Source organism: Bradyrhizobium sp. CCBAU 51627, assembly GCF_028128765.1.
GTDB lineage: Bacteria > Pseudomonadota > Alphaproteobacteria > Rhizobiales > Xanthobacteraceae > Bradyrhizobium.
The window spans coordinates 206,394-229,122 of the sequence record NZ_LBJG01000093.1; the positions used below are offsets into that span (position 1 = coordinate 206,394).

At 64.3% G+C, this 22,729-nt stretch carries 24 protein-coding genes and 1 riboswitch; of the genes, 6 read left to right on the forward strand and 18 right to left on the reverse strand.

Annotated features, from left to right (window positions below; all coding sequences use genetic code 11):
• Positions 1-5: 5 nt before the first annotated feature.
• Entirely contained in the window at positions 6-1,214 is a 1,209-nt protein-coding gene (locus XH88_RS38515; RefSeq protein ID WP_271673367.1) for a deoxyguanosinetriphosphate triphosphohydrolase, read from the reverse strand.
• Between the two features lie 109 nt (positions 1,215-1,323).
• Here XH88_RS38515 and erpA point away from each other — a divergent pair, with 109 nt between their 5' ends.
• Together erpA and XH88_RS38525 are read left to right on the forward strand one after the other, a co-directional pair.
• On the forward strand, positions 1,324-1,653 hold the full coding sequence (gene erpA, locus XH88_RS38520; RefSeq protein ID WP_011087527.1) for an iron-sulfur cluster insertion protein ErpA: 330 nt from the start codon (positions 1,324-1,326) through the stop codon (positions 1,651-1,653).
• A 266-nt stretch (positions 1,654-1,919) separates the two neighbouring features.
• Positions 1,920-2,822 carry a hypothetical protein gene (locus XH88_RS38525; protein WP_333909293.1) on the forward strand — a complete coding sequence of 301 codons (903 nt, stop codon included), beginning with the start codon at positions 1,920-1,922 and terminating at the stop codon, positions 2,820-2,822.
• Between the two features lie 126 nt (positions 2,823-2,948).
• Here XH88_RS38525 and XH88_RS38530 read toward each other — a convergent pair whose 3' ends face one another.
• The 3 genes from XH88_RS38530 to XH88_RS38535 form a co-directional block, all read right to left on the reverse strand.
• Complete coding sequence (locus XH88_RS38530) at positions 2,949-3,137, reverse strand: DUF4926 domain-containing protein (protein ID WP_333909294.1); 189 nt, start codon at positions 3,135-3,137, stop codon at positions 2,949-2,951.
• Between the two features lie 43 nt (positions 3,138-3,180).
• Positions 3,181-3,594 (reverse strand): DUF6883 domain-containing protein, encoded by a 414-nt coding sequence (locus XH88_RS39385; protein WP_442868523.1) that lies wholly within the window; start codon positions 3,592-3,594, stop codon positions 3,181-3,183.
• A gap of 71 nt (positions 3,595-3,665) precedes the next feature.
• Positions 3,666-5,996: a hybrid sensor histidine kinase/response regulator gene (locus XH88_RS38535; RefSeq protein ID WP_271673369.1), complete on the reverse strand. Its 2,331-nt coding sequence runs from the start codon at positions 5,994-5,996 to the stop codon at positions 3,666-3,668.
• Between the two features lie 134 nt (positions 5,997-6,130).
• Here XH88_RS38535 and xth point away from each other — a divergent pair, with 134 nt between their 5' ends.
• Entirely contained in the window at positions 6,131-6,928 is a 798-nt protein-coding gene (xth, locus tag XH88_RS38540; protein WP_271673370.1) for an exodeoxyribonuclease III, read from the forward strand.
• Between the two features lie 153 nt (positions 6,929-7,081).
• On the opposite strand, the gene XH88_RS38545 is transcribed toward xth, so the two are convergent.
• The gene (locus tag XH88_RS38545) at positions 7,082-7,906 is read right to left on the reverse strand and encodes a tetratricopeptide repeat protein (protein WP_271673371.1); all 825 of its coding nucleotides are present in this window, start codon (positions 7,904-7,906) and stop codon (positions 7,082-7,084) included.
• Positions 7,893-9,617, reverse strand: coding sequence for a dihydroxy-acid dehydratase (ilvD, locus tag XH88_RS38550; RefSeq protein WP_271673372.1), 1,725 nt, complete (start codon positions 9,615-9,617; stop codon positions 7,893-7,895). The genes XH88_RS38545 and ilvD overlap by 14 nt, the downstream gene beginning before the upstream one ends.
• Before the next feature lie 559 nt (positions 9,618-10,176).
• On the opposite strand from ilvD, the gene XH88_RS38555 reads away from it, so the two are divergent.
• Positions 10,177-10,455 carry a metal/formaldehyde-sensitive transcriptional repressor gene (locus tag XH88_RS38555; protein ID WP_063706516.1) on the forward strand — a complete coding sequence of 93 codons (279 nt, stop codon included), beginning with the start codon at positions 10,177-10,179 and terminating at the stop codon, positions 10,453-10,455.
• A 4-nt stretch (positions 10,456-10,459) separates the two neighbouring features.
• Entirely contained in the window at positions 10,460-11,527 is a 1,068-nt protein-coding gene (locus XH88_RS38560) for a nickel/cobalt efflux transporter (protein WP_271673373.1), read from the forward strand.
• Positions 11,528-11,543: 16 nt separating this feature from the next.
• Here the strand turns inward: XH88_RS38560 and XH88_RS38565 are convergent, their stop codons facing one another.
• The 10 genes from XH88_RS38565 to XH88_RS38610 form a co-directional block, all read right to left on the reverse strand.
• Positions 11,544-12,338, reverse strand: a complete 795-nt coding sequence (locus XH88_RS38565) for a CbtA family protein (RefSeq protein ID WP_271673374.1) — start codon at positions 12,336-12,338, stop codon at positions 11,544-11,546.
• Between the two features lie 10 nt (positions 12,339-12,348).
• Positions 12,349-12,555 (reverse strand): CbtB domain-containing protein, encoded by a 207-nt coding sequence (locus XH88_RS38570; protein ID WP_271673375.1) that lies wholly within the window; start codon positions 12,553-12,555, stop codon positions 12,349-12,351.
• A gap of 3 nt (positions 12,556-12,558) precedes the next feature.
• A complete protein-coding gene (locus XH88_RS38575; protein ID WP_271673376.1) occupies positions 12,559-12,849 on the reverse strand; it encodes a hypothetical protein in 291 nt (96 codons plus the stop codon).
• Positions 12,850-12,989: 140 nt separating this feature from the next.
• Positions 12,990-15,092 carry a TonB-dependent receptor plug domain-containing protein gene (locus XH88_RS38580; protein ID WP_271673377.1) on the reverse strand — a complete coding sequence of 701 codons (2,103 nt, stop codon included), beginning with the start codon at positions 15,090-15,092 and terminating at the stop codon, positions 12,990-12,992.
• 114 nt (positions 15,093-15,206) lie between these two features.
• Positions 15,207-15,404: riboswitch (cobalamin riboswitch) on the reverse strand.
• Positions 15,405-15,872: 468 nt separating this feature from the next.
• A complete protein-coding gene (locus XH88_RS38585; RefSeq protein ID WP_271673378.1) occupies positions 15,873-16,235 on the reverse strand; it encodes a cytochrome b in 363 nt (120 codons plus the stop codon).
• A 29-nt stretch (positions 16,236-16,264) separates the two neighbouring features.
• Positions 16,265-16,432 (reverse strand): cytochrome b/b6 domain-containing protein, encoded by a 168-nt coding sequence (locus XH88_RS38590; RefSeq protein ID WP_271673379.1) that lies wholly within the window; start codon positions 16,430-16,432, stop codon positions 16,265-16,267.
• A complete protein-coding gene (locus XH88_RS38595; RefSeq protein ID WP_271673380.1) occupies positions 16,432-17,280 on the reverse strand; it encodes a fumarylacetoacetate hydrolase family protein in 849 nt (282 codons plus the stop codon). The genes XH88_RS38590 and XH88_RS38595 overlap by 1 nt, the downstream gene beginning before the upstream one ends.
• Before the next feature lie 23 nt (positions 17,281-17,303).
• On the reverse strand, positions 17,304-18,566 hold the full coding sequence (locus XH88_RS38600) for an MFS transporter (RefSeq protein WP_333909295.1): 1,263 nt from the start codon (positions 18,564-18,566) through the stop codon (positions 17,304-17,306).
• A gap of 100 nt (positions 18,567-18,666) precedes the next feature.
• Complete coding sequence (locus XH88_RS38605; protein WP_271673382.1) at positions 18,667-20,238, reverse strand: bifunctional 3-(3-hydroxy-phenyl)propionate/3-hydroxycinnamic acid hydroxylase; 1,572 nt, start codon at positions 20,236-20,238, stop codon at positions 18,667-18,669.
• Between the two features lie 41 nt (positions 20,239-20,279).
• Entirely contained in the window at positions 20,280-21,176 is an 897-nt protein-coding gene (locus XH88_RS38610) for a VOC family protein (RefSeq protein ID WP_271673383.1), read from the reverse strand.
• A gap of 195 nt (positions 21,177-21,371) precedes the next feature.
• On the opposite strand from XH88_RS38610, the gene XH88_RS38615 reads away from it, so the two are divergent.
• Positions 21,372-22,091, forward strand: coding sequence for a GntR family transcriptional regulator (locus tag XH88_RS38615; protein ID WP_271673384.1), 720 nt, complete (start codon positions 21,372-21,374; stop codon positions 22,089-22,091).
• A 17-nt stretch (positions 22,092-22,108) separates the two neighbouring features.
• Here XH88_RS38615 and XH88_RS38620 read toward each other — a convergent pair whose 3' ends face one another.
• Complete coding sequence (locus XH88_RS38620; RefSeq protein WP_271673385.1) at positions 22,109-22,321, reverse strand: hypothetical protein; 213 nt, start codon at positions 22,319-22,321, stop codon at positions 22,109-22,111.
• 217 nt (positions 22,322-22,538) lie between these two features.
• Positions 22,539-22,715, reverse strand: a complete 177-nt coding sequence (locus tag XH88_RS38625) for a hypothetical protein (protein WP_271673386.1) — start codon at positions 22,713-22,715, stop codon at positions 22,539-22,541.
• Positions 22,716-22,729 lie beyond the last annotated feature (14 nt).

Consider the following 22,729-nt stretch of genomic DNA (forward strand, 5'->3'; position numbering starts at 1 on the left):
GCCGCCTAACGCAAATCCGGGGTCGAGTCAAAGAGCCGCTGGTGCTCGGTCAGGGCGAAACGGTCGGTCATTCCGGCAATGAAATTGCCGATCCGGCGGGCCCGGTCGCCCTCATTGTCCACCTCGGCCCCGACGAGCCATTCCGGCGGCAGGTCGGCCGGCGACGCCAGATATTTCGCGAACAGGTCGAACACGATCTGTTCCGCCTCGGCCATCACCCGCATCACGCGCTTGTGGCGGTACATGTGCCCGTAGAGGAAGGTCTTGATGGCGGCCTCCTCCTCGGCGACTTCAGGCGGAAACGCGATCAGCGCCCGGCTCTGCTGGCGCACGTCCTGGGCCGATTGCGGCCCGATGGCGGCAATGTTCTTCCGCGCCTCGGCAAACACCGAGCCAATCAGATGCGAGATCAGCTCGCGCACCAGCTCAGCCCCGCGCCTGACAGCCTCGAGACCAGGATAGTGCGCCGAGGTCTCGGCGATGATCTCTGCGGTGAGCGGCATGACCTTGAGATCGTCGAGGTGGAACAGGCCGGCGCGCAGACCATCATCGATGTCGTGGGCGTCGTAGGCGATATCGTCCGCAATGGCCGCGACCTGCGCCTCCAGCGAGGCGAAGCTCCACAATTCGAGGTCGTAGGTCTTGATGTAGTCGGCGATGCCGACGGGAACGCCGTGCTCGCGATAGCGGCCAACGGGCGCGCCGCCGCGATCGGTCAGCGGACCGTTGTGCTTGACGATGCCCTCCAGCGATTCCCAGGTCAGGTTCAGCCCGTCGAATTCGGGGTAGCGGTGCTCCAGGGCGGTAACGACGCGCAGCGTCTGGGCATTGTGGTCGAAGCCGCCGAAATCCTTCAGGCATGCGTCCAGCGCCCGCTCGCCGGCATGGCCGAACGGCGGATGGCCGAGATCATGGGCGAGTGCCAGCGTTTCCGTGAGATCCTCGTCCAGCCCGAGCTGCCGGGCCAGCGCGCGGGCGATCTGGGCCACTTCCAGCGAATGGGTCAGCCGGGTCCGGTAGTGGTCGCCCTCGTGGAACACGAACACCTGGGTCTTGTACTTGAGCCGGCGAAACGCCGTCGAATGGATTACCCGGTCGCAATCGCGCCGGAACGGGCTCCGGGTCCGGCTCGGGGGTTCGGCGACCAGCCGGCCGCGGCTGCGATCGGGATCGCAGGCATAGGGCGCGCGGGGGGCTGCCATTCCGACGGACACGACGAATTTAGTCCCTATCCATTTGATTCTGCGTATCCTTGCACTTAACTATGCCGAAGGCGGGATACCAAATGAATTGGGTATGACGCCGGACGATCGGAGACCTGAGATGACGACTGCCGTGACCATCAGTGACCGCGCCGCACGCCGGATCGGGGAGATCCTCAAGGGCGAAGGGTCTGGCGCGATGCTGCGCATCTCGGTCGAGGGCGGCGGCTGTTCCGGCTTCCAGTACAAGTTCGACATCGACCGCGACCGCACAGACGACGATCTCGTAATCGAGCAGGACAATGCGGTGGTGCTGGTCGATTCCGCCTCGCAGCCCTTCCTGGCGGGCTCGCAGGTCGATTTCGTCGACGATCTGATTGGCGCTTCGTTCCGCGTCAATAACCCCAACGCGACGGCGTCCTGCGGCTGCGGCACCAGCTTCTCGATCTAGCCCCACTCAAAATCTGCAAAACAACCCCATGCACAGTAGCCGGTACGCCGGCCGGCGCATTTCGGCTTTTACGAATAGCGTTTGACGCGACGGGCAAAACAGGGGTAAGATGTGATGTGATCATTGCGAGGTCCCTCAATCGGGAGCTCGACTGGACACACTCGGCGGGTTCGATACAGCCCGATGCCGAAGCGCCCCTGCCGTAGCCAATCCTTCGAGCAAGTTCGAATCTCGTCAGGGGTGCCAATAGCGGTAGCAATTTTTCAATGCACACGATCGTTCGTCTGTTCTGTAGCCTCGTTCTCTTCCTTGCAATCGGAGCCGCCCAAGTGGCTCCCGCCCGCGCTGCCGAAACCTGCCCGTTCATCAGCGCCAAGGAGCTCGCCGGCGCGATGCCAGCGCTCAAATGGTCGCTGATTTCAAATCAGGACGGCCGCGGCTGCATCTATCAGGCCGGGCGCGGTGATACGATGATGCTGACCGTGTTCCGCAATCCCGACAAGGACCGCGCCAAGAAATTGTATGCGACCTTCGTCAAGACGCTCGGTGAGCGCATGCCGCTCAGCGCGGTCGCGGGAATCGGCGATGACGGCCAGCGCGGGACGACCGCCGCCGACGCGCAGCGCCAGGAGGCGTCGGTTCTCGCTCTGTCCGGCGATTACATTCTGCAGATCAGCGTCTATCCGATCGGCCGGCGCGCCGACGACGCGCTCCTCGGTCCCCTCACCCAGGTCGCGCGTGTTGCCGTCGGAAATATGAGCAAGACCAGCGAGCGGTTCGGCGACTGCGAATGGCTCACCGCCGCGGACGCCGACGGCTTCCTCGACAAGAGCACGTTGCAGGTCCAGCGGACCGGCGCGGGCAGTTGCATGATGTTCGATCGCGAGGCCAACACCATGGTGGTCGCTGTCATCGCGACTTCACGCGACACGGCCATCAGCATGATGAAGCGCGCAGGTCCCTGCCAGCACGTCGCGATCCCCGAACTCGGCAGTGAAGCGTTCGGCGAGCATTCCTGCACCAAGGGCAACGGCAACGCTGACACCATCTATGTCTGGAAGAACGGCAAGCAGGCTTCCATCCTGTTCGCACCGGTCAAGCCGCATCCGGAGTCAGGCTCGGTCGAGCGCCTGAAGATAGTCGCCGCGCGGGTCTATGGAAAGCTGTGACGGCGCCTACGGCCGGGTGCAATCCAGCACTGTCACCGCCATATCAGCTGGCGCGCCGTCTGCTCATCTTGGCCAGAGCATTGTGTGGACCGCTGAGGGCACCAGTTCTGCCCTGCCGTATGACGCTCAGGCGGCTTCCGGGACATAGTGCAGGATGAGCAATTCGGCCATCGGGCAAGCCGTAATCGCGTAGGCACGACCTTGGTCGTCGCTGAACTCCACGAGCAGCGATTTGTCGTCAAGCTGTTCAACGACGGTACCGACCTGCCCACGGGCAAGCTGCTGCGCGGGAAGGTCCGTCAGCAATGCCACCACGTCCAGAACGGACGGTCCTTGTTCTTGGCCCTTTTCGTTCTCATCACAACACCCAGCAGGTGACGAACCTCGGCACCCTCTCGCCGGTTCGTATGATCCAGATTGTTCTTACCACAACACTCTTCCCCTGTCGCCTCACGGTCGTATCGAGGCGCCAATGCGTCCCCCAAGGCCCCTCTCCATCCAGGAAGGCTTCGCTGGATTGTGCCGCTTCGAGCAGAGCATCGCGCAGCCACGATGCATCGCTGCGTTGAAGGCCAAGGGCTTCGCGAAATACCCGGGCTTTGTGCCGGCCCGCGGATGCGACGGGTCCAAACAATAGTCCTCGATTTTGCGCATATCGAGGAGTGCCTGATCGCCGTTCGGCAGACGCCTTGTCATTGCGGCAGACTGGCTTCATATCCGGTGGAGCACAAGCCCACCGGCAGTCATGTCCCCACGGAGCGTCAAGCCGCATCCGGAGTCCGGGTCGGTCGAGCGCCCTGAAGGCAGTCGCCGCGCGCGTCCGTGGAAAGCTGTAACGGCCGCCTAGGCGCCCGTCAGCTGCCTTTCCTCGTCCGTCCACTCCACCTCATCAGGCATCAGATCCGGTTGAAGCGGCGCTTCCTCCGTCATCACGTGGCCATCCAGCGCGCGCAGCAAGGCTGCGGCCAGCGCGGGCTTGCGCAGCGGTTTTGCAAGGAAGTCCGACATGCCGGCCCCGCGGCAGACCTTGACGTCGTCGGAGAAGGCGTTGGCGGTCAGCGCGATGATCGGCAAGGCCGCGAAGCGCCCGCCTTCCGCGCGGATCGCCCGGGTTGCGGCCAGGCCATCCATGTCAGGCATGCGCACGTCCATCAGCACGACGTCGTAATCGCCTTCGGACACGGCCGTCACAGCCTCGACGCCGTCGGTGACGACCTTGAGCTCGACGTCGAAGGTGCCCAGCATCTTGCTTACGACCATGCGGTTGACGGCGTCGTCCTCCGCGACCAGCACCTTCAGCGGCCGGTCGAGACTCGCAATCCGGGCCTTGAGATCGTCGACCTCGTCGCGGCCCGCATCCTGGTCGGAGGTCTGCGCCTGGCTCCAGGGCAGCACCAGCGTGAAGCGGAAGGTCGAGCCCTCGCCCGGCGTCGAGGTGACGCCGATGGTGCCGCCCATCTGCTCGATGATGCGGCGGGAGATCGCAAGCCCGAGGCCAGTGCCGCCGAAGCGGCGGCTGATCGAGGCGTCGGCCTGGGCGAAGTCGGAGAACAGCTGTCCGAGCTTCTCGGGCGCGATGCCGATCCCACTGTCGGTGACCGTCCATTCGACGGTCGCGAGCAGATCGCGCCGCGCCTGGCACATGGCCTTGATCATCACCTCGCCATGGTCGGTGAACTTCACCGCATTGGAGGCAAGATTGAGCAGCACCTGCCGGATGCGCGCGACGTCGCCGCGCAGCGTCGGCGGCAGGTTCGGATCCAGCTCGACCTTGACGGCGAGCCCCCTGCCCTTGGCGCTCGCGCGCACGACGGTTGCAACCGTGTCGACGAGCGTCTGCGGCGCAAATTCGATGACCTCGAACTGGAAGCGTCCGGCCTCGAGCTTGGAAAGGTCGAGGATGTCGTTGAGGATGCGCTGGAGGTTGTCGCCGGACTCGCGGATCGTGGTGACGGCCTCGTGCTGCTCCGGATCGAGCTCTGTCTCCAGCAGCATGCTGGCGAGCCCGAGCACGCCGTTCATGGGCGTGCGGATCTCGTGGCTCATCACGGCGAGGAAATCCGACTTCGCGCGGCTCTCGGCTTCGGCCTTCTCGGCGCGCCAGCGTTCGGTGACGTCACGGCCGAAGCCGCGATAGCCGAGAAACTGGCCGTCGCGGTCATAGGCAGGCTTTGCGGTCAGCGACCACAGCCGTGCATCGCCGCCAGTGACGACCTTGAGGTTCATCTCGTGCAACGGCTCGCCATGCTCCATCAGGCCGACGATGTTGTAGGCGGCCGCCTTGTCGTCAGGACAGAGCATGTCGAGCACGTCGGCGAAAGACGCCCCCTTCAGCAGCGGAAGGGGCAACTGCGCGACGTCGGCGAAGCGTTGCGGCACGTCCGTAAGACGCCCCTCGGCATCGGTCTGCCACAGCCAGTCGCTGGCGTTCTCCTGAAAGTCCTTCAGCAGCAGTGAAATGATCTCGGTCTGGCGTTCGAGCTCGAGCCGGGCCTTGAGATTGCCGAGGAACAGATTGCCCTGTGAAACGATGTTGCGCGCCATGAAAAACGCGAACAGCAGCAGGAAGACCGCCGTCACCAGATACGGCCCGGTGCTGCAGAGCAACAGCGTGCCGGTGCAGGCGATCGTGATGGTCGCGAGGTAGATGAGGCCCGCACGCGGGTAGGTCGACAGCGTGAAGGCGCCGCCGGACATCATGCCGACCATCAGGCAGGCCAGGATCAGCTGGCTGGTCGGCTCTAACAGGCGGAACAAGGCGAGCGGCAGCGTGCCCCAGATCGCCGCGAGGAAGAATGCCTGCCGCAGCATCTGCCGCGCGGCGCGCGGCGACGCTTCCTGCGGTGGATTCCGATGCGTGCGCGTCCATGCGCGCAGCGCGAGCGCGGCAACGGCCGTGAGGGTTGCGCCCCAGATCGCGAGGAAATCGTTCCAGCCCCTGCCCCAGAACAGGATCAGCACGATGGCGACGTTGAGCATGGTGACGGCCATCGTCACCGGGATGGCCTTCGTCACCGCGTCGATCTGCTTGGCGCGGATCCGGCGCAGCTCGCGCTCGCTGAGATCGGCGGTGAGGCCATCCTCGATCTCGATGCCGCCGAGCCTGTACAGGAATCCACCGATCAGACCGTCGCGCGGCTCAGTTCGCGTCATGGATTTTTCCGGCCATCCCATCCGAGGAACCTTTTGACGATCAAAGACCTGCCGCCTGCTTAAGCCGGGTTAATTTTGTGGGAGATTTTGCGTCGTCCTTGACGGGCGCGTTGGCAGTTTGTTCTAACCATGGCCCCTGCCCGGAGCCGCCCCCCATGCCCATCAGAGTTGCCACCTGGAACGTGAATTCGGTCCGGCAGCGGATCGATCTCCTCCTGACGTGGCTGAAGGATTGTCAGCCGGACATCGTCTGCCTCCAGGAGATCAAATGCGTCGACGAGGCGTTTCCGAGACTGGAGATCGAGGCGCTGGGCTACAACGTGGTCACGCATGGGCAGAAGACGTTCAACGGCGTCGCGCTGCTCTCCAAGCTGAAATTCGACGAGACCAAGTCGGGGCTCGCCGGCGACGACGAAGACACGCACGCACGCTTCCTCGAGGGCGTGGTGACGCTGAAGCGCGGGGTGCTGCGCATCGCCTGCCTCTATCTGCCCAATGGCAATCCGGTCGGCACCCAGAAATATCCCTACAAGCTCAAATGGATGTCGCGGCTTCTTGAGTATTCGAAGGAGCGTCTTAAGACCGAGGAGCCGCTGATCCTCGCGGGCGACTTCAACGTCATCCCGCATGCCCGCGACGTCCACAACCCCGCGGCCTGGACCGAGGATGCGCTGTTCAAGGCCGAGACGCGCGAGAGCTTCCAGTCCCTGCTCGGCCTCGGCCTGACCGATGCGCTGCGCGCCGTGACCGACGCCCCAGGGCTGTACACGTTCTGGGACTATCAGGCCGGCGCCTGGCAGAAGAACCAGGGCCTGCGCATCGACCATCTCCTGCTATCGCCCCAGGCCAGCGACCGGCTCGCCAATGTCGGCATCGACAGCTATGTGCGGGCCTGGGAGAAGCCGTCGGACCACGTACCGGTGTGGGCGGATCTGGATCTGGAGGCGGCATAGGAGCCAGCACCGTCCATTCCCGGAGCGGCTCGAAGAGCGGCAGTCGGGTGGGGGCAAAGCGAAGCGTGCCCACCCCTTCAGATCGAGATCGCGGAGGGATGGTGGGCACGGCGCCAAGCGCCTTTGCCCATCCTACGGCATCGAGGCTGACGCCTACTCGCGGCGCCCCTGCACCCACTGTTCCAGCATTTGCAGGCACATGGCGCGGTCGTCGACTGAGGCCTTGGCGAAGGCGCGGTTGTAGTTTTCCTTGATCCAGGTCTCGTCGGCGCTGGCGCTGTCACGCGCCAGGGTCAGCCACATCAGGCCACGCGCGGCCTGCCGCGGCAGGCGGTCGCCATTGAACAGCATCTGGCCGAGCAGCGCCTGGGCCTCGTGCTGGCCCTTCTGGGCGGCAAGGCCGAGCCAGCGCGCGCCATAGCGGAAATCCTCGCGCGAGGCGTCCGGCGTCTTCAGATAGAGCCGGGCCAGATCGTATTGGGCATCCGCGTTGCCGAAATATGAGGCGGCATAGGAGAACATCTCCCGGGCCCTGTCAGGATCGGCCTTCACCTTCGAGTTCGGGATGCCGCTGAGATAATAGCGCCCGAGCGCGACGAAGGCGTTGGCCACCACCTGCGCCTGTGGCGTCGACGGGAGGTCCTCGGCATGCGCATTGGCAACCTGGCTGAAATAATCGAAGGCGCGCAGGTCGTCCCGGGCCACGCGGTCGCCACTGGCGTACATGCGGCCGAGCATCCATTGTGCGACCGGGTGACCGCCCTCGGCGGCAAATTCCAGGGCCCTGACCGAGGTATCCTGAGGCTCAACCGGCGGTGCCAACTTGCGCACCGCACCCGCGGCACCGGGCAATGTGGTCACGACAGGGATGGTCGCATCCTTCGGATTGACCGGCGCACCGTCGAAGGCGAGCGCCGGTGCAGCCAGCACGCCAGCCCCCAACACAAACGCAACAATGGCACGCCTAGATGTCCGCATAACACTGTTTCTCGTGCGCACCGCCAGGATGGGTCACTGCCCCCCCGACCGCTGGTCCAACCTGCTGGGCATATTTCCAGAGCGCACCCGACGTGTGGTTAGTCGCGCGAGCGCTCCATTTGGTCTTGCGCTGAGCGAGCTCAGCGTCACTCAATTTTACGTTAAGGGTACCGACCACGGCGTCGATCTCGATGATGTCGCCGTCCTCGAGCAGCCCGATCGGGCCACCGACCGCAGCCTCGGGCCCGACATGGCCGATGCAGAAGCCGCGGGTGGCGCCGGAGAAGCGGCCATCGGTGATGAGCGCGATCTTGCCGCCCATGCCCTGGCCGGTCAGCGCGGCGGTGGTCTGGAGCATCTCCCGCATGCCGGGGCCGCCCTTCGGGCCCTCGTAGCGGATCACGATGACTTCGCCTTCCCGGTAGGTGCGCTTCTGAACCGCCTCGAAAGCATCCTCCTCCCGGTCGAAGCACCTGGCCGGACCGGTAAACTTGAGGTTGGACATTCCCGCGACTTTCACGATCGCACCTTCTGGCGCCAAATTGCCCTTCAGACCGACCACACCGCCTGTCACGGTGATGGGCTTGTCTGCCGGGTGCACCACGTCCTGGTGCGAATTCCACTTCACGCTCTTGAGGTTTTCGGCGATCGTGCGGCCCGTGACGGTAAGGCAATCACCGTGCAGGAAGCCGTTGTCGAGCAGCGTCTTCATCAGAAGCGGTATGCCACCTACTTCAAACATGTCTTTGGCGACATAACGGCCGCCCGGCTTCAAATCCGCGACATAAGGTGTCTTTTTGAAGATTTCGGCGACGTCGAACAGGTCGAACTTGATGCCGGCCTCGTGCGCGATCGCCGGCAAGTGCAACGCAGCATTGGTCGAGCCGCCGGAGGCGGCGACCACGGCCGCCGCGTTCTCCAGCGCCTTGCGCGTGACGATGTCGCGCGGCCGGATGTTGGACGCGATCAGCTCCATCACCTTCTCGCCCGCCGTCATGCAGAAAGCGTCGCGGATCTCATACGGTGCCGGAGCACCGGCCGAGTAAGGCAGCGCGAGGCCGATCGCTTCCGACACGGTCGCCATGGTGTTGGCGGTGAACTGCGCGCCGCAGGCGCCCGCCGAGGGACACGCCACGCGCTCGATCTCGTCGAGGTCCTCGTCGGACATCGCACCGACCGAGTGCTTGCCGACCGCCTCGAACATGTCCTGCACGGTGACCTGCTGGCCACGGAAATTGCCCGGGAGGATCGAGCCGCCATAGATGAAGATCGACGGCACGTTGAGACGAACCATCGCCATCATCATGCCCGGCAGCGACTTGTCGCAGCCGGCAAGACCGACCAGCGCGTCATAGGCGTGGCCGCGCACGGTCAGTTCGACGGAGTCGGCGATGCACTCGCGCGACGGCAGCGAGGAGCGCATGCCGTCATGGCCCATGGCGATGCCGTCGGTGACGGTGATGGTGCAGAATTCGCGCGGCGTGCCGCCGGCAGACGCGACGCCCTTCTTCACCGCCTGTGCCTGGCGCATCAGGGCGATGTTGCAGGGAGCAGCCTCGTTCCAGCACGAGGCAACACCGACGAAAGGTTGATGGATCTGCTCGGAGGTCAGACCCATGGCGTAGAAGTAGGAGCGATGGGGCGCGCGCGCCGGCCCTTCCGTCACGTGACGGCTCGGCAGCCTGTTCTTTATGTTGGTCTTGGCGTCCATCGCGACCAGTTTCCTTGGTCCAGTTTCCTGGTCCAGTTTCCTTGGCCAACCCTTGTCAGACCGGGAAAATCAGACCCAAGATTTGAATCGACCTTGGAATTTCCGCCGCCTGCAAGGAGCGAGCCCAGCTCCTGAAACATTAGAGCGATTTTATTCATGTTCGGGTGTGGCCAAAAAGCGGCGCTGATGCGAACGAGCTGCGATAAGGGTTAAATCACACGGGAATGTTGCGAGAACAGCACAATCGTGACCGGGAAGACACGGATCCGCTTACCTTGATACCGTCATGAAGATGACAATCCACAATCTCTGATTTCACGGCGTGAGGCGCGCGACCCACTTTGCGGCGATGACGAGCAACCATGACTGAGTCGCCCTCTCCGCTGGCAAGGCCATGCCCGCCTTCGCGGGCGGTGACAGATGCAGACCCACCTTCTCACCATCGCGTTTCGCCCGCGCCTTGCGTCACGGACGAACCGGCCCTGCAACGCTTTGGCAATTCCGAATTTCGGCAGAGGACGGGTTTGACAATTATAGGGTACCCCCCTATCTTACGCCCATGTCCCACACGATCAAACACAAGTCGAAGCTCATCGGCCGCGTCCGGCGCATCAAGGGGCAACTGGAAGCCGTCGAGCGCGCGCTCGAATCGGAGATCGGCTGCGCCGATGTGCTGATGCTGGTGGCTTCGGTGAAGGGCGCGATCAGTGGTCTCACCACCGAGCTGCTGGAAGATCATATCCGCCATCACGTCGTGGATCCCGCCCACGAGAAGGATCCGGAAAAGGCCAAGGGCGCTGCCGACCTCATCGACGTCGTTCGAACCTATTTGAAGTGAAGAAATGACCGACCTATCTCAGCTGCTCCAACAGAGCAGCGCGCACGCATGGCTGTTCGTGCCCAGCGCCATCCTGCTCGGCGCCCTGCATGGCCTGGAGCCCGGGCATTCCAAGACCATGATGGCCGCGTTCATCATCGCCATCAGGGGAACGGTGCTTCAGGCCGTGTTGCTCGGCCTGTCGGCGACCATCTCCCATACCGCGATCGTCTGGGCGGTCGCCCTCGCGGGGCTCCATTTCGGCCGGGAATTATCGGGCGAACGCAGCGAAGCCTGGCTGCAACTGGCTTCCGCCGTCGTCATCGTCGGCATCGCCGGCTGGATGGTCTGGCGCACCTGGCGGGATCAAAACCACGAGCACGAGCACGACCATCACCACCACGACGAGCCGCAATCCATCTCGCTCGGCGGATTGCCGCTCCTGCTGGACGTGTTCGAAGATGGCGTGCCCCCTCGCTGGCGGGTCAGGAGCGAGACCGGCGCGCTTCCCGCTGCCGGCGACATCAAGGTGACCACGATCCGCGAGGACGGCTCGGAGCAGACATTCGCCTTCGTTGCCCGGGATGGATACCTCGAAAGCATCGCGGAGATTCCCGAGCCGCACGCATTCAAGGCGCACATCGCGCTGGCCGGCGATTCCACCGAGCTCCTGTTCGAAGAGCACGATCATGGCCATATCGATCTCGGCGACGAGGACGACGCGCACGCCCGTGCCCATGCCGCCGACATCCGCAAGCGCTTTGGGGGGCGCAGGGTGACCACCCTGCAGATCGTTCTGTTCGGGCTCACCGGCGGACTGATCCCCTGCCCCGCCGCCATCACCGTGCTGCTGCTTTGCCTTCAGCTGAAGCAGTTCAGTCTCGGCTTTGTCCTGGTACTGTCCTTCGGCATCGGGCTCGCGATCACGATGGTGTCGGCCGGCGTTCTCGCAGCCCTCAGCCTGCGACACGTCGAACGACACTGGGGCGGCTTCAGCCGCTACGCCCACCGCGCGCCCTACGTCTCGGCGGCCCTGATCGTCTTCGTCGGCCTCTACACCGGCTGGACGGGTTGGCACGAACTGATGTCGTGACGGACGGCGTGAGTCGCTAGACAGTCGCGCCGCGATCAAAACGCGCGAACACCGCGCTGGTCACACCGCCGAGCAGGGTCCAGAACACCAGGCTCGTCACCGTCACCGCCGTGACGAACTGATGCGTCAGCGACGACGGCACGTTGGTGTCGACGTTGGCGAGTTCCGGCGCGCCGATCAGATGCGGCAGGGTCAGCAGGATCACGCCTGACATCGCCGCCGGCACCGAGCGGCGGAAGGCGATCATGGCAAGCCCTCCGGCCGTCGCCAGCACGGCCGCCAGCCACCAGATCTGGCGCGACAGCAGCGGCGCCGTGGGCACACCCGGCAGCTCCGGCGGCAGGCCGAGCCCGGGTGCCACGGTGAAGACGGCGAATCCCGCCAGGCCCCACAACAGCCCTTCGTGCCACGACACGCTCATGCCGGTGACGCCGCTGCGCACGGCGAAGAAGCCGGCCAGCAGCAGCGCGAAACCGATTGCGGTCAGGACATTTGCGGCAGCCGTGTAGGCATTGCGTTCAAAACCGTCGCGCGGCTCCCAGGCCCCGGCGCCATGCTCATGGTCGCCGGCGCCATGCTCATGGTCGCCGTGATCGTGAGCGGCATGTTCCTGGCCTGAATGGTCGTGGCCGGCGGCCGTCGGCTCCGCCGCGACCGGAGCATCATGATGATGCGTCGCTGCCGCCTTCTCGAAGACTTCCGCCTTCAGGATCAGGGGGACGGTGCCGAATTGCTGGACGACCGTGACGACGAGACCGACGATGAAACCTGAGATGACCGAGGCGAAGACGATCGAGCGAAACGTGCTCATGCCATCCCGGTTAGTGGCAGGGGAATGCGTTGGAGTGGCGCACGTCGTGGGCGGCGTTGTGGACGACGTCGATGTTGGAGAAGCCGACCATACCGACGGCGAACAGGCCGAGCGCCATGGCCATCAGAGCCTGCGACAGCCGTCCCACCTGCCCGGCGGCGACCGGAAGCGAGATCTGGGCCGAGGTCTGGGCGTTGGCGAGCTGGGACTGGCTCATGGTCTATTCTCCATTGGCGATTTGGCCGTCTTCTAACAGCTTCCGAGCGATGTCGCGACTTGTAAGATGCAGACTTGTCCCGGGCAAAATGCCCCGGCGGACGATCTTGGCGTCGGCGGCGGCCCGAAAGACGGCCTCAAACCGCCGGAAATAGCCGAGGCAGGCCTCCGGTGCGGGCTCGCTGCCGAGCAGTGTCCGGAATGCGCCGCGGTGCACGGCGCAGATGGCACCGTGCCCGGTGACCGGAAACACCAGCGAGACGATGTCGTCCCGCCAATGGACCTCGCTGCTCAAGCTGTCGCACCTCTGAGCCAGACCGCATCGGTCAGCCCGAACCGGGTCACGATGGTGACTGCCATGGAAAGATCTCCTTGCAGGATCCGTAGCACGTTCTGCGGGAACGCAGCGACAGGCCTGAGGCTCCGCTCGTTACGCTATCTGACATCGTCATTCGCCAGGCGAATGCCGGCATAGACACCCAGCCCCGGTTGCAGAAAGCCGGTCGGATTTTGATAGTGCATGTTGGCGAGGTTATCGATACGGCCAAACGCCTTGAACTGATCGGTGACCCGATATTCCGCCGCCACGTTGACGACCGTGTAAGCCGGAGCCAGCAGGCGCGGAATGCTGAAGTCGCGGCTGCCGTCGACGAAGCTTCCCACGTGCAGCACCGTCGCCGACAGCGTCAGTGGATCGTTCGGCCTCCAGATGAGGTTTGCGCTCCATTTCTCTTTCGGACGCCGCAGCAACTCCAGTCCCGCCGTCGTGTCGACGGCGCGGGTGAAGGTGTAATCGGCGCGAACGCGCAAGCGATCGCTGATCGCAGCCGCGACGAAGCTTTCGGTGCCCTCCGTGATCGCCCTGCCGATATTCACATTGGTGCTGGTGACCGTCACGGGATCGAACGTGCTCTGGATCAGGCCCGTGATGTTGTTTCGGAAGTAGGTCGAGCCGAAGCGTACACGGTCGTTGAGCAAAGGCTGCTCGAAGCCGGCGTCGTAGCCGATGCTTTCCTCGGGCTTGAGGTCTGGATTGGCAAAGAAGAAGAACGCGGGAAAGCTGACATAGAGCTGATTGAGCGTCGGCGCCTTGAAACCGGAGCCGTAGCTCCCCCTGAATTTCGTGTCCATGACCGGGGCGATGACCGCGGACGCCAGGCGAAAGGTCGGATGCCCGCCGAACCGCTCGTGGTCGTCCTGGCGAACATTGCCCGTGAAGAAGACGCGATCCCGGATCTGGGACTGCAACTCCATATAGCCCGCCTTGTTGACGTTCTGCGCGGCGACCGTCGCGGTCTGCAGCGTTTCGGTCTCGTGCTCCGCACCGATGATGACATCGTTGTTGGGCGCTAGCTCGGTCGTGGTGTGCCAGTCGTATTTGACCCGATCGCCGGTTGTGATGGTCGGTACCGCGTCGCCGGGCGAGACGTTGTCATTCCAGTGATTGCTGTAGTTGGCGCCGAAATAGCTCTTCATCCGGTCGTCGAGCGCGGACCAGACCGCCTCTCCCCGCGTGAAGAGCTGGTGAACCGCCTGCGTGCTTTGCGTGGCAGCGGGAAAACTCGCAAATGTCGCGGGATCAAGCGTGTCGCCCGTAAAGCGCAAGGTCGCGTCGGTGTAACGCGCGACGCCGTTGAGCGTCAGGTTCTCGCTGACTTCAGTGCCGAGCTTGGTCGAATAGGTCATGTTGTCGTAGGAATTGCCGATCGCCTTCCGCCCCGGCGGCAGCAGCTCGACGGGCGTCACCGGAACGTCATTGGCGTGAAAATGCGCGGCGTTGAAGGCGTAATTGAACTGGTCTTGCGAACCGCTCAGCGCGGTCGTCTGATTGAACGTGCCGAACGAGCCTCCCTCGACCGAGCCCGTCACGCGGGCGGGACCGTCGCCCTTCTTCGTCACGATGGAGATCACTCCGCCCAGTGCATCGGCGCCGTAGAGGCCGCTTTGCGGACCGCGCAGCACTTCGATCTGCTGAAGATCGGACGTGAGCAGCTTGCCGAGATCGAACGATCGGTTCGGGCTACCGGGATCGCTGACATCGATGCCATCGATCAGGACCTTGGTATGGTTTGAGTTCGTTCCACGCATGAAGATCGAGGTCTGTCCGCCCGGCCCGCCGGTCTGGACGAGATTGAGCCCCGGAACGGCACTGAGCGCCTCGGACGCCGTCCGGCGCTGATCGCGCTCCATGTCGCGGGCAGTCAGCACCGTCACCGAACTCGCAACCACATCGGCCGGCGTGACCACGCCTGTCGGACTGACGACGACCGTGGGAAACAAATTGGCGGCAGAGACGCCGGCAACGGGCACCTCGGGTTTCGGCGTCCGCCCAACACGTCGATGCGCGGGCTTGTCAGGATCACGTCGTGCGGCTTGCGGCCTGGCTTGACGTTCTGTCGACACGACCTCGACCGGCGGCAGCAGGTCGGGCGATGCCGGCTGCTGTGCCTGGACCACGGAAGGATCGAGCGCGCACAGGGAAACGGACGCGACAACGCCGGCGCGAAAGCGCCTGGCGGCAGAGATGATACGGGACACCCTTGTAACCTCGGCATGACGTCAGTGGCACGTCACAGCGAACGAGGTTTCACGGCAGAGCGCTCACTTGCTCCGGTGAAGCTAATGTCTGCACTCCCCGACCGACATCTTCGCGTGTGACCACGGCTGACGGCAGGTCTCCTGGCTCGCGGGTCGTGACCTCTGCGTCGCCTTCCCGGGACCGAGATTCCCAGTGGCATATGACGAAAGATTCGCCGCTTACAGTTGCGGGGGCAGCCGTGGCGTTGGGAAATTCCCGCACCACGTTCCCTTTTGATCTCCCTGAGGAGAACCGTCAGGGATCAATCTATGGGTGGTTCGTATGGCGAGTCAATCGAAGCGCCCGCGACAAGTTGCGCCGGCTCAATCTGCGCTCGCCTTCTTGGCTTTGGGACGGGCGAGCTATGCTCGCCCTCACGGCCCTTGGAGACGGGCGAGCTACGCTCGCCCTCTTGGCCGCTGTTGAGCCTGAGCCCAGGCGGCCTTGACGTTTCGCAGTGGAACATCGATGCGCTTGATTGGCGTCAACTCACCGGAGGCCGAAATGATCGCCGTCTCTTCGCGGCGACAGCGTGGGCACACGAAGCGGACTTCATGCGGAGACGCCGACCAGTTCGAGCGCCTGACGTTGGCGGCCATCGGCCATGTCTCGCAATGCGAGCACGACACCAGAAACCGACCGGGATCGAGCATACCCATTCCATAGGACTCCGCGTCCTGCCGCCCCTCCTCTAATGATTAACCCAAGTGAATCGTTCCGGTGCCCCGGCACCAGCAAGCTCAGCGCTCGGCGTTCCCCTGGTGCGGCCACATCCGGGCCAATGTTCCATCGCGCACCACCAACGCATGCCAGACGGTGGCGGCGATGTGCAGGGCCACGACGGCATAGACGACATAGGCCAACGTATCGTGCGCGATCTCCCCGGCATGGGCGATTCCAGGGCTACCGCGCACCAGGCGCGGCCAACTGAACGTCCAGAAGTACTTTAGCGAATAGCCGCCGGCCGCGGAGAACGCGTAGCCGGTGAGCGGCATCGCAAACAGGATGAGATAGAGCGCGAGATGATTCATCCGGGCCGCGAAGCGCACCAGCACGCCGAACGAGGACGGCTCGGGCGGCATCCTCGTGGCGGCGCGTACCATCAGCCGCAGTACCGACAGGAACAGCAGCGTCAGCCGAGCGATTTGTGCACCTCCAGCAGCTCGCGGCGCGGTGACGTGCCGGGCGGCTGAAGTCCGCAATAGAAGCCGATCAGCATCGCTACGATGAAGAGCACCGCCGTTGCCCAGTGAATCCTGCGCAGCAGCGGCGCATAAGCCGGCGTGACTTCCGAGGACATCAGGCTTCGTCGGCAATCCCGTTGCGCAGCAGGCCGACCTTGTCGATCTCGACCTCGACGACATCGCCCGCCTTCATCCAGATCGGCGGGGTGCGCCTGGAGCCGACGCCGCCGGGCGTGCCCGTCGCGATGACATCGCCTGCTTCGAGCCGCGTGAACTGCGAGCAATATTCGATCTGGCGCGGGATATCGAAGATCATCTGGTCGATGGTGGTGTCCTGCACCACCTCGCCGTTGAGCCTTGTCTGCAAGCGCAAGCGTCCGAGATCGCCGACCTCGTTCGGCGTCACGAGATACGGGCCGAAGCCGCCGGTCGCGGGAAAGTTCTTGCCCGGCGTGAACTGATGGGTGTGACGCTGATAGTCGCGCACGCTGCCCTCGTTGTAGCAGGCATAGCCGGCGATATGCCCCCACGCTTCGCTGCGCGAAATATAGCGGCCAGGCTTGCCGATGATCACCGCGAGCTCGCCCTCGAAGTCGAGCTGGGTCGAAACCTTGGGGCGGATGATGTCGGTGAGATGTCCGGTCTGGCTGTTGGCGAACCGACCGAAGACGGTGGGGTTCTCGACCTCCGAGCGGCCGGTCTCCTTGCGATGGTTCTCGTAGTTCAACCCGATGCAAAGGATCTTGTCGGGGTTCGGGATGACCGGCAGGAAGGTGATCTTCGAGAGCGGATGATGCTTTGCCTTGCCGGTTGCGGCGGCCGCTTCGGCCAGCGCGCCGGCTGCGATCGCCGATTTGAGGTCGGGATAGCGATCCTTCAGGACGGTGCCGAGATCGGCCACGCTGTCGCCCTCCACCAGGCCCCACGAGACAGCGTTGTCGATTTCAAAGCTTGCGAATTTCATGTGGTGTCCTCGAGATAGGCCGATCAAGTCGACGTGACCGAAACAATAGTAGCTGAAGATGACGGCGAAGAGGTCTTCGCAAAACGCGCGATGGTCCGCTCCGGGAAGATGAGTGCGAAGGCGGCAATCGCGCCGACGATGAGAATGCCGGCGGTAAACGTCATGGCATGGGCATAGCCGAGCGCGCTATTGCTGCCCGCCTCGCCGACGATCCATCCGGTCAGCGCGTTCGAGAACAGCGCGGACGCTGCATTGCCTGAATAGATCACGACGATCAGCCGGCCGCGCTGGGCCGCCGGCGCCACGGCGCCAAGCGCGACCGGTCCGAAGATCGTGGTCAGGCTTGGTGCTGCGAAGGCGATCGCCACGCAGGCGAGTTGGAGCGCGCCCGAGGTCACGATGCTGAGCAGCAGTGCGCAACCCGCGGTCAGCAGCGCCAATCCGGAGGCATTGCCGAGGCAGGCGCGCAGGCTCCAGCCCCGACGCTGAAGCACCTGCGTGATCCAGGAGCCGCTGAGCAGCAACGGCGACTGAAACATGTAGATCGCGGAAATGATCCAGCCGACGTCGGTCGGCTTGTAGCCGAGCCCGAGCTGGAGGAACGGCGGCAGCCATGTCGCGGAGATGCCGACGATCCAGTACGACATGGTCGACATGATGATGACGCCGATCACCGTCGGATCGCACCAGAGCCGTCGCGCCGGGATGTTCGGCGATGTCGCCGGCGCATCGTTTCCGATACTCGCCGCGGCATAGGGTCCCTCCCCGCCGATGACGCTCCAGGCGATCATCCAGGCGATGCCAAGCAGGCCGCAGGCCAGAAAGCCGGTACGCCAGCCGTGATTGATGATCACGTAGGTCAGCAGCGGGCCGCCGGCCAGGAGCCCGACGCTGATCCCCTGCAGCACCACCGCACTCGGGACGCTGCGCTTGTCGGCGGGAAACCAATTGTAGCAGGCGTGCAAAGCCGTCGGCAGGCCCGGCCCCTCACCCGCGCCGAGCAGAATGCGGCACACGACCAGCACCACGACGGAGCTCGAGAAGAACACCGGGAGCTGCGTCGCCGACCAGATCGCGGCGAGCAGCAGCAAGATCCACTTCACCGGGAAGCGGCCGACGACGAACAGTCCGACCACCATGCCCGAGAGCGAGAACAGCAGGAAGAAACTGCTGCCGATCAGGCCGAACTCCTTCGGGCTGAGCGACAGCTCCTTCATCATCGGCACCGCCGACAGGCCGAAGACCAGCTTGTCGAAGAAGTTGATGGTCTGGAACAGAAACAACATGATGAGAACCGCGTAGGCGCGCGCAGGCACCGCGGGTCCCCTCGTCAAGTTCGCCGATGATGGCATCGCTTCCCCCTGTTGAGTCTTATGGTAGTTTTGTTCATCGCAGCTTCGCCTCGAGACCGGACAGCATCGCCGCTAGTCCCGCTTCGCCCGCTGCAACGCCGTAGACGTAATGATCGGGGCGCACGATCGCGGCGGCGCAGGCGTGCCGCGTGAACCAATCCGTCACCACGCCGCTTTCTTCCCGCAGAACGTCCGGCCCCTGATCGTGATCGGCCTTCGCGATCGCGACGAGGCGCAACCCCATTCCCGCCGCGCGTCCCGCGATCGCGCGCGAGCGTACCAACGCGCTGTCGCCCTTCAGTACCAGTCGCCAACCGGCACCACACGCCGCGTCGAGCAATTGCCGGCCGCCTGATGTCAACAGCCATGGCTGGGGAAACAGCGAGCCATTGGCGGCATGCGGCACGTCGGCGCGGAGCCCGCAACTGAGTGGCGGCACGATCTCCTGGCGGGTGATGGTACGCGGGACGCCGCCGCCTTCGGCGAGGATGCGATCATCGCGGGCGGCAGCGGCTTCCGGATCGCGCTCGCAGATGACATGGCCGATCGCCTTGATGCGGCTCGTCAGCTCGCGGACATGTGCACTGCGTTCGTCCTGATAGGTGTCGAGCAGCGTCTCGCCGGAGTCTCCGCGCAGGACGCGCGCGAGCTTCCAGACCAGATTGGCGACGTCGCGAACGCCCTGACACATTCCCTGACCGATGAACGGCGGCTGCTGATGGGCGGCATCTCCAGCGAGGAAGACACGCCCCTCGCGCCATTGGCTGGCGACAAGGGCATGAAAGCGATAGCTCGCGGCACGCCACAGCGTCCCATCGTCGGGCGTGAGCCAACGCGCCAGCAGCCGCCAGACCTGCTCGGGCTGCTCCATCGCGCGCGGATCCTCGCCGGGCAGCAGCATGATCTCGAAGCGCCGATGCGAGCCCGGCCCGACGATATAGGTGGTCGGCCGTGACGGATCGCAGAACTGCGCCGCTGTGCGCGGCAGCTTGGCAAGCCCTGATGCGTTGACCCTGAGGTCGACCACGAGCCAGGGTTCGTCGAAGACCAGATCATCAAAGCCGATCCCGAGCTGACGGCGAACGGCGCTCGATGCGCCATCGCAGGCGATGCCATAGTCTGCCGTAACGTTGCGCGCGCCCCGGTCGCCGCGCAGCTCGAGCGTCACGCCATCCGGCGTCTGCTCGAACTTGCGGAGCTCGGTGCCGAGCTCCACGACCACCGACGGATAGGACCGCGCATGGGCGCGCAGGATCTCCTCGACCGGCGGCTGGGTGAACACCATCGTCGGGGTGTAGCCGAGCGGATAAGGCTCGCTCACCATGTCGATGCGGCGGATCAATTGGCCGCGCGCGCCGAAATGTTCCGACGCCGGAAACGGGGCAATATGCGGACCGAGCTGCCCGGCAATGCCGAGATTGTCGAACAGCCGCAGGATCTCGTGATCGAGCGCGATCGCGCGTGGCTTGTCGTAGACCGCGCGGTCGCGGTCGACGGCCAGCGTCCGAATACCCTCTGCGCCGAGCAGGCTGGCGGCGACGGCACCGGACGGGCCGAAGCCGACGATGGCGACCTGAACATCGTTCGCGGGGTTCGAACCGGACACTGACTTCAAGACCTCGTTTGTGTGTTGATATATCGTCGCGCTCACCGCGCGGCGTAGCGGACGGACAGTTGCGCTGCCTTGACGTGGTCGGCCTTGGGCGGCGCGATGCCCCATTGATCGGTGCGACCGGGCGGCCAAACCCAATGATCCGGGCCCCGCACGACGTAGCTGTCGTCGACCTGAAGCACCTCGGCGGTGTATTCGATCACGGTCCCGACGGGGTCGATGAAGTATGAGAACACGTTGTCGCCGGGACCATGGCGGCCGACGCCCCAGGCAATCGGATAACCGGCATCAATCATGCGGCCCGAACCTCGCATCACCGCCTCCAGGCTCGGCATCAGGAAGGCCACGTGATTGAGTCCGTTGACCTTGGCGTCGGCGATCACGACCGCATGGTGATCGCTGTTGCAGCGAACGAACGCCATCGCCTTTGAGCGGTCCGTCAGCCGAAAGCCAAGCGCCCTCTCGTAGAAGGCGGCGGAGCGATCGACATCCGTGCTGTTGAGATTGACGTGGGCAAGCCGTTCGGGCCGATCGCCTCGCGAAGGCTCCGGCGCGTGACTGACATCGTCGTGAACGAAGCGTAGGACGCCGCCATCCGGTATACCAATGGCCAGCATCACGCCGCCATCGGGCGCATCGTTCGGAGCTTGACTGCGGATCAGCCGGGCGCCTTCGGCAACCGCGTTGGCGGCAATGGAATCGAGATCGTCCGCGCGCGCTGCGCGAAACGTCACCGCACCAAGCTCCGGCTGCTCACTTTGGTAGAGCGCGACGACGTGGTGGTCGCTGCCGGTCGCGCGCAGGTAAACAACGCCGGCCGCCCGCGTGACGAGCGAAAGGCCCCAGACGTCGCGATAGAACGCCACGGACCGATCCAGATCCGGCGTGCCGAGATCGACGCTGCGCAGCGCAGTCACCGGAAACCGGACCATGAACGCACTCCTCCGTCGGGCCACTGTCCGGACAGACCGCGTGGCTTTCTCGATCCCGGTCGCACCTTCCCAACCGGCACGCCCTTTTATTACACAAAATCGATACCGCAAGAAAAATTTATATATTTTTTGTAATCATCATCGGATGTATATGATGACGACCCGTAAGCTGAGCGAACAACGGAGGCTGAAGCGGTGGAATTGACTGCGGCGTCCCCCCTGCCGGCGCCATCGACACAGGCGAGCCATGTCTATGACCGGCTGCGCGAAGACCTGCTGTCCGGACGCCTCGCCCCGTCACGCAAGCTGCAGATGCGGTTCCTGATGGAGACCTACCAGACCGGCCAAACGCCGCTGCGCGAAGCGCTCAACCGGCTGACCGCCGACGGACTGGTCGAGGTCCGCGAGCAGCGCGGCTTCTACGTCAAGGACGTCAGCCGTGCGGAGCTTGCCGAGCTGACCAAAACACGCTGCTGGGTCGAGGCGCTGGCGCTACGCGAGTCCATGGCGGCGTCCACGCCTGAATGGGAGGAGCAGCTCGTCCTGGCCCAACATCGGCTGAGCCGCGTGCCGCGGTCATTGAGTGCCACGGAATTCGCCGACAATCCCGAATGGGAAAAGCTGCACCGCATCTACCATCGCACCCTGATCGGCCAATGTGGCTCGCAATCCCTGCTCGCATTCTGCGGCCAGCTGGCCGACCAGCTCTATCGCTACCGGCGGCTGTCGATCAGCAAGGCCTTTCCTTCGCGTCACGTCGGTGACGAGCACGCAGCGATCATGGAGGCGGTGCTGAGCGGCGATGCCGATCTGGCGGTGAATCTGCTCACGGCCCACTATCAGCAAACGGCCGACGTCATCCTCCAGGACGAGGCCATTTTCCCGGAATTGCGACGCGTGGCGGCGCGCGGCTGACCCGCGCCTCGCGCTCCTCACCGCGCGCCGTGGAGCGTGCAGGCTGTCGTGCAGGTGACCGTGTTGCCATGGTCGCACGACTTGCAGGCGGCAACGCATTGGTTCATGTCGCGGGGATTGTAGGAGCCGTAGCTGCGCATCGGGCAGAGCGGAGTCGAGCCGGTGACGTCCTGCTCCTGATTGCAGGCTGCCGTCAGAAGCGCAAACAAGATGACCGCGAGTTGACGCATGGGATATCGACCGTCGGACGAACGGGGTTCGCGGGCAACGTTGCATCGCAACCTTGCCCCAGGCATTCCCATCGCAGGGGATCGCATTGCGCGACTCCCCGCTTCCCATCGAGAATGCAGCTCAATTGTTAAGAACCGATTGCGACCGGTCGACGCCCCGCCGTGAGACGGGTGCCCGCCATCGTGCCTCGATCCAACGGAAGACCTTCAGGCTACGTCAGGCGGCAGCCTTGGTCGCGATCACCTGGCGCATGTCCACCGCGAGCTGGCGATACTGATCGCCGAGCTTCAGGTAGAATTCGCGCTTGGTGCTGTCGGTGGCGAGCTTGGCAATCAGCTCGCATTCGGCGGTGAGTGTCTCGAACCGCTCAAGCCTGTTCTCAAGTTCTGTCATCGGCGTATCCCCGT

Coding starts and splice junctions, on each gene's coding strand:
- erpA (WP_011087527.1), top strand. CDS start 1,324: ATGACGACTGCCGTGACCATCAGTGACCGCGCCGCACGCCGGATCGGG.
- XH88_RS38525 (WP_333909293.1), top strand. CDS start 1,920: ATGCACACGATCGTTCGTCTGTTCTGTAGCCTCGTTCTCTTCCTTGCA.
- XH88_RS39385 (WP_442868523.1), bottom strand. CDS start 3,594: ATGCGGCTTGACGCTCCGTGGGGACATGACTGCCGGTGGGCTTGTGCT.
- XH88_RS38535 (WP_271673369.1), bottom strand. CDS start 5,996: ATGGGATGGCCGGAAAAATCCATGACGCGAACTGAGCCGCGCGACGGT.
- xth (WP_271673370.1), top strand. CDS start 6,131: ATGCCCATCAGAGTTGCCACCTGGAACGTGAATTCGGTCCGGCAGCGG.
- XH88_RS38545 (WP_271673371.1), bottom strand. CDS start 7,906: ATGCGGACATCTAGGCGTGCCATTGTTGCGTTTGTGTTGGGGGCTGGC.
- ilvD (WP_271673372.1), bottom strand. CDS start 9,617: ATGGACGCCAAGACCAACATAAAGAACAGGCTGCCGAGCCGTCACGTG.
- XH88_RS38555 (WP_063706516.1), top strand. CDS start 10,177: ATGTCCCACACGATCAAACACAAGTCGAAGCTCATCGGCCGCGTCCGG.
- XH88_RS38560 (WP_271673373.1), top strand. CDS start 10,460: ATGACCGACCTATCTCAGCTGCTCCAACAGAGCAGCGCGCACGCATGG.
- XH88_RS38565 (WP_271673374.1), bottom strand. CDS start 12,338: ATGAGCACGTTTCGCTCGATCGTCTTCGCCTCGGTCATCTCAGGTTTC.
- XH88_RS38570 (WP_271673375.1), bottom strand. CDS start 12,555: ATGAGCCAGTCCCAGCTCGCCAACGCCCAGACCTCGGCCCAGATCTCG.
- XH88_RS38585 (WP_271673378.1), bottom strand. CDS start 16,235: ATGGTACGCGCCGCCACGAGGATGCCGCCCGAGCCGTCCTCGTTCGGC.
- XH88_RS38590 (WP_271673379.1), bottom strand. CDS start 16,432: ATGTCCTCGGAAGTCACGCCGGCTTATGCGCCGCTGCTGCGCAGGATT.
- XH88_RS38595 (WP_271673380.1), bottom strand. CDS start 17,280: ATGAAATTCGCAAGCTTTGAAATCGACAACGCTGTCTCGTGGGGCCTG.
- XH88_RS38600 (WP_333909295.1), bottom strand. CDS start 18,566: ATGTTGTTTCTGTTCCAGACCATCAACTTCTTCGACAAGCTGGTCTTC.
- XH88_RS38610 (WP_271673383.1), bottom strand. CDS start 21,176: ATGGTCCGGTTTCCGGTGACTGCGCTGCGCAGCGTCGATCTCGGCACG.
- XH88_RS38620 (WP_271673385.1), bottom strand. CDS start 22,321: ATGCGTCAACTCGCGGTCATCTTGTTTGCGCTTCTGACGGCAGCCTGC.
- XH88_RS38625 (WP_271673386.1), bottom strand. CDS start 22,715: ATGACAGAACTTGAGAACAGGCTTGAGCGGTTCGAGACACTCACCGCC.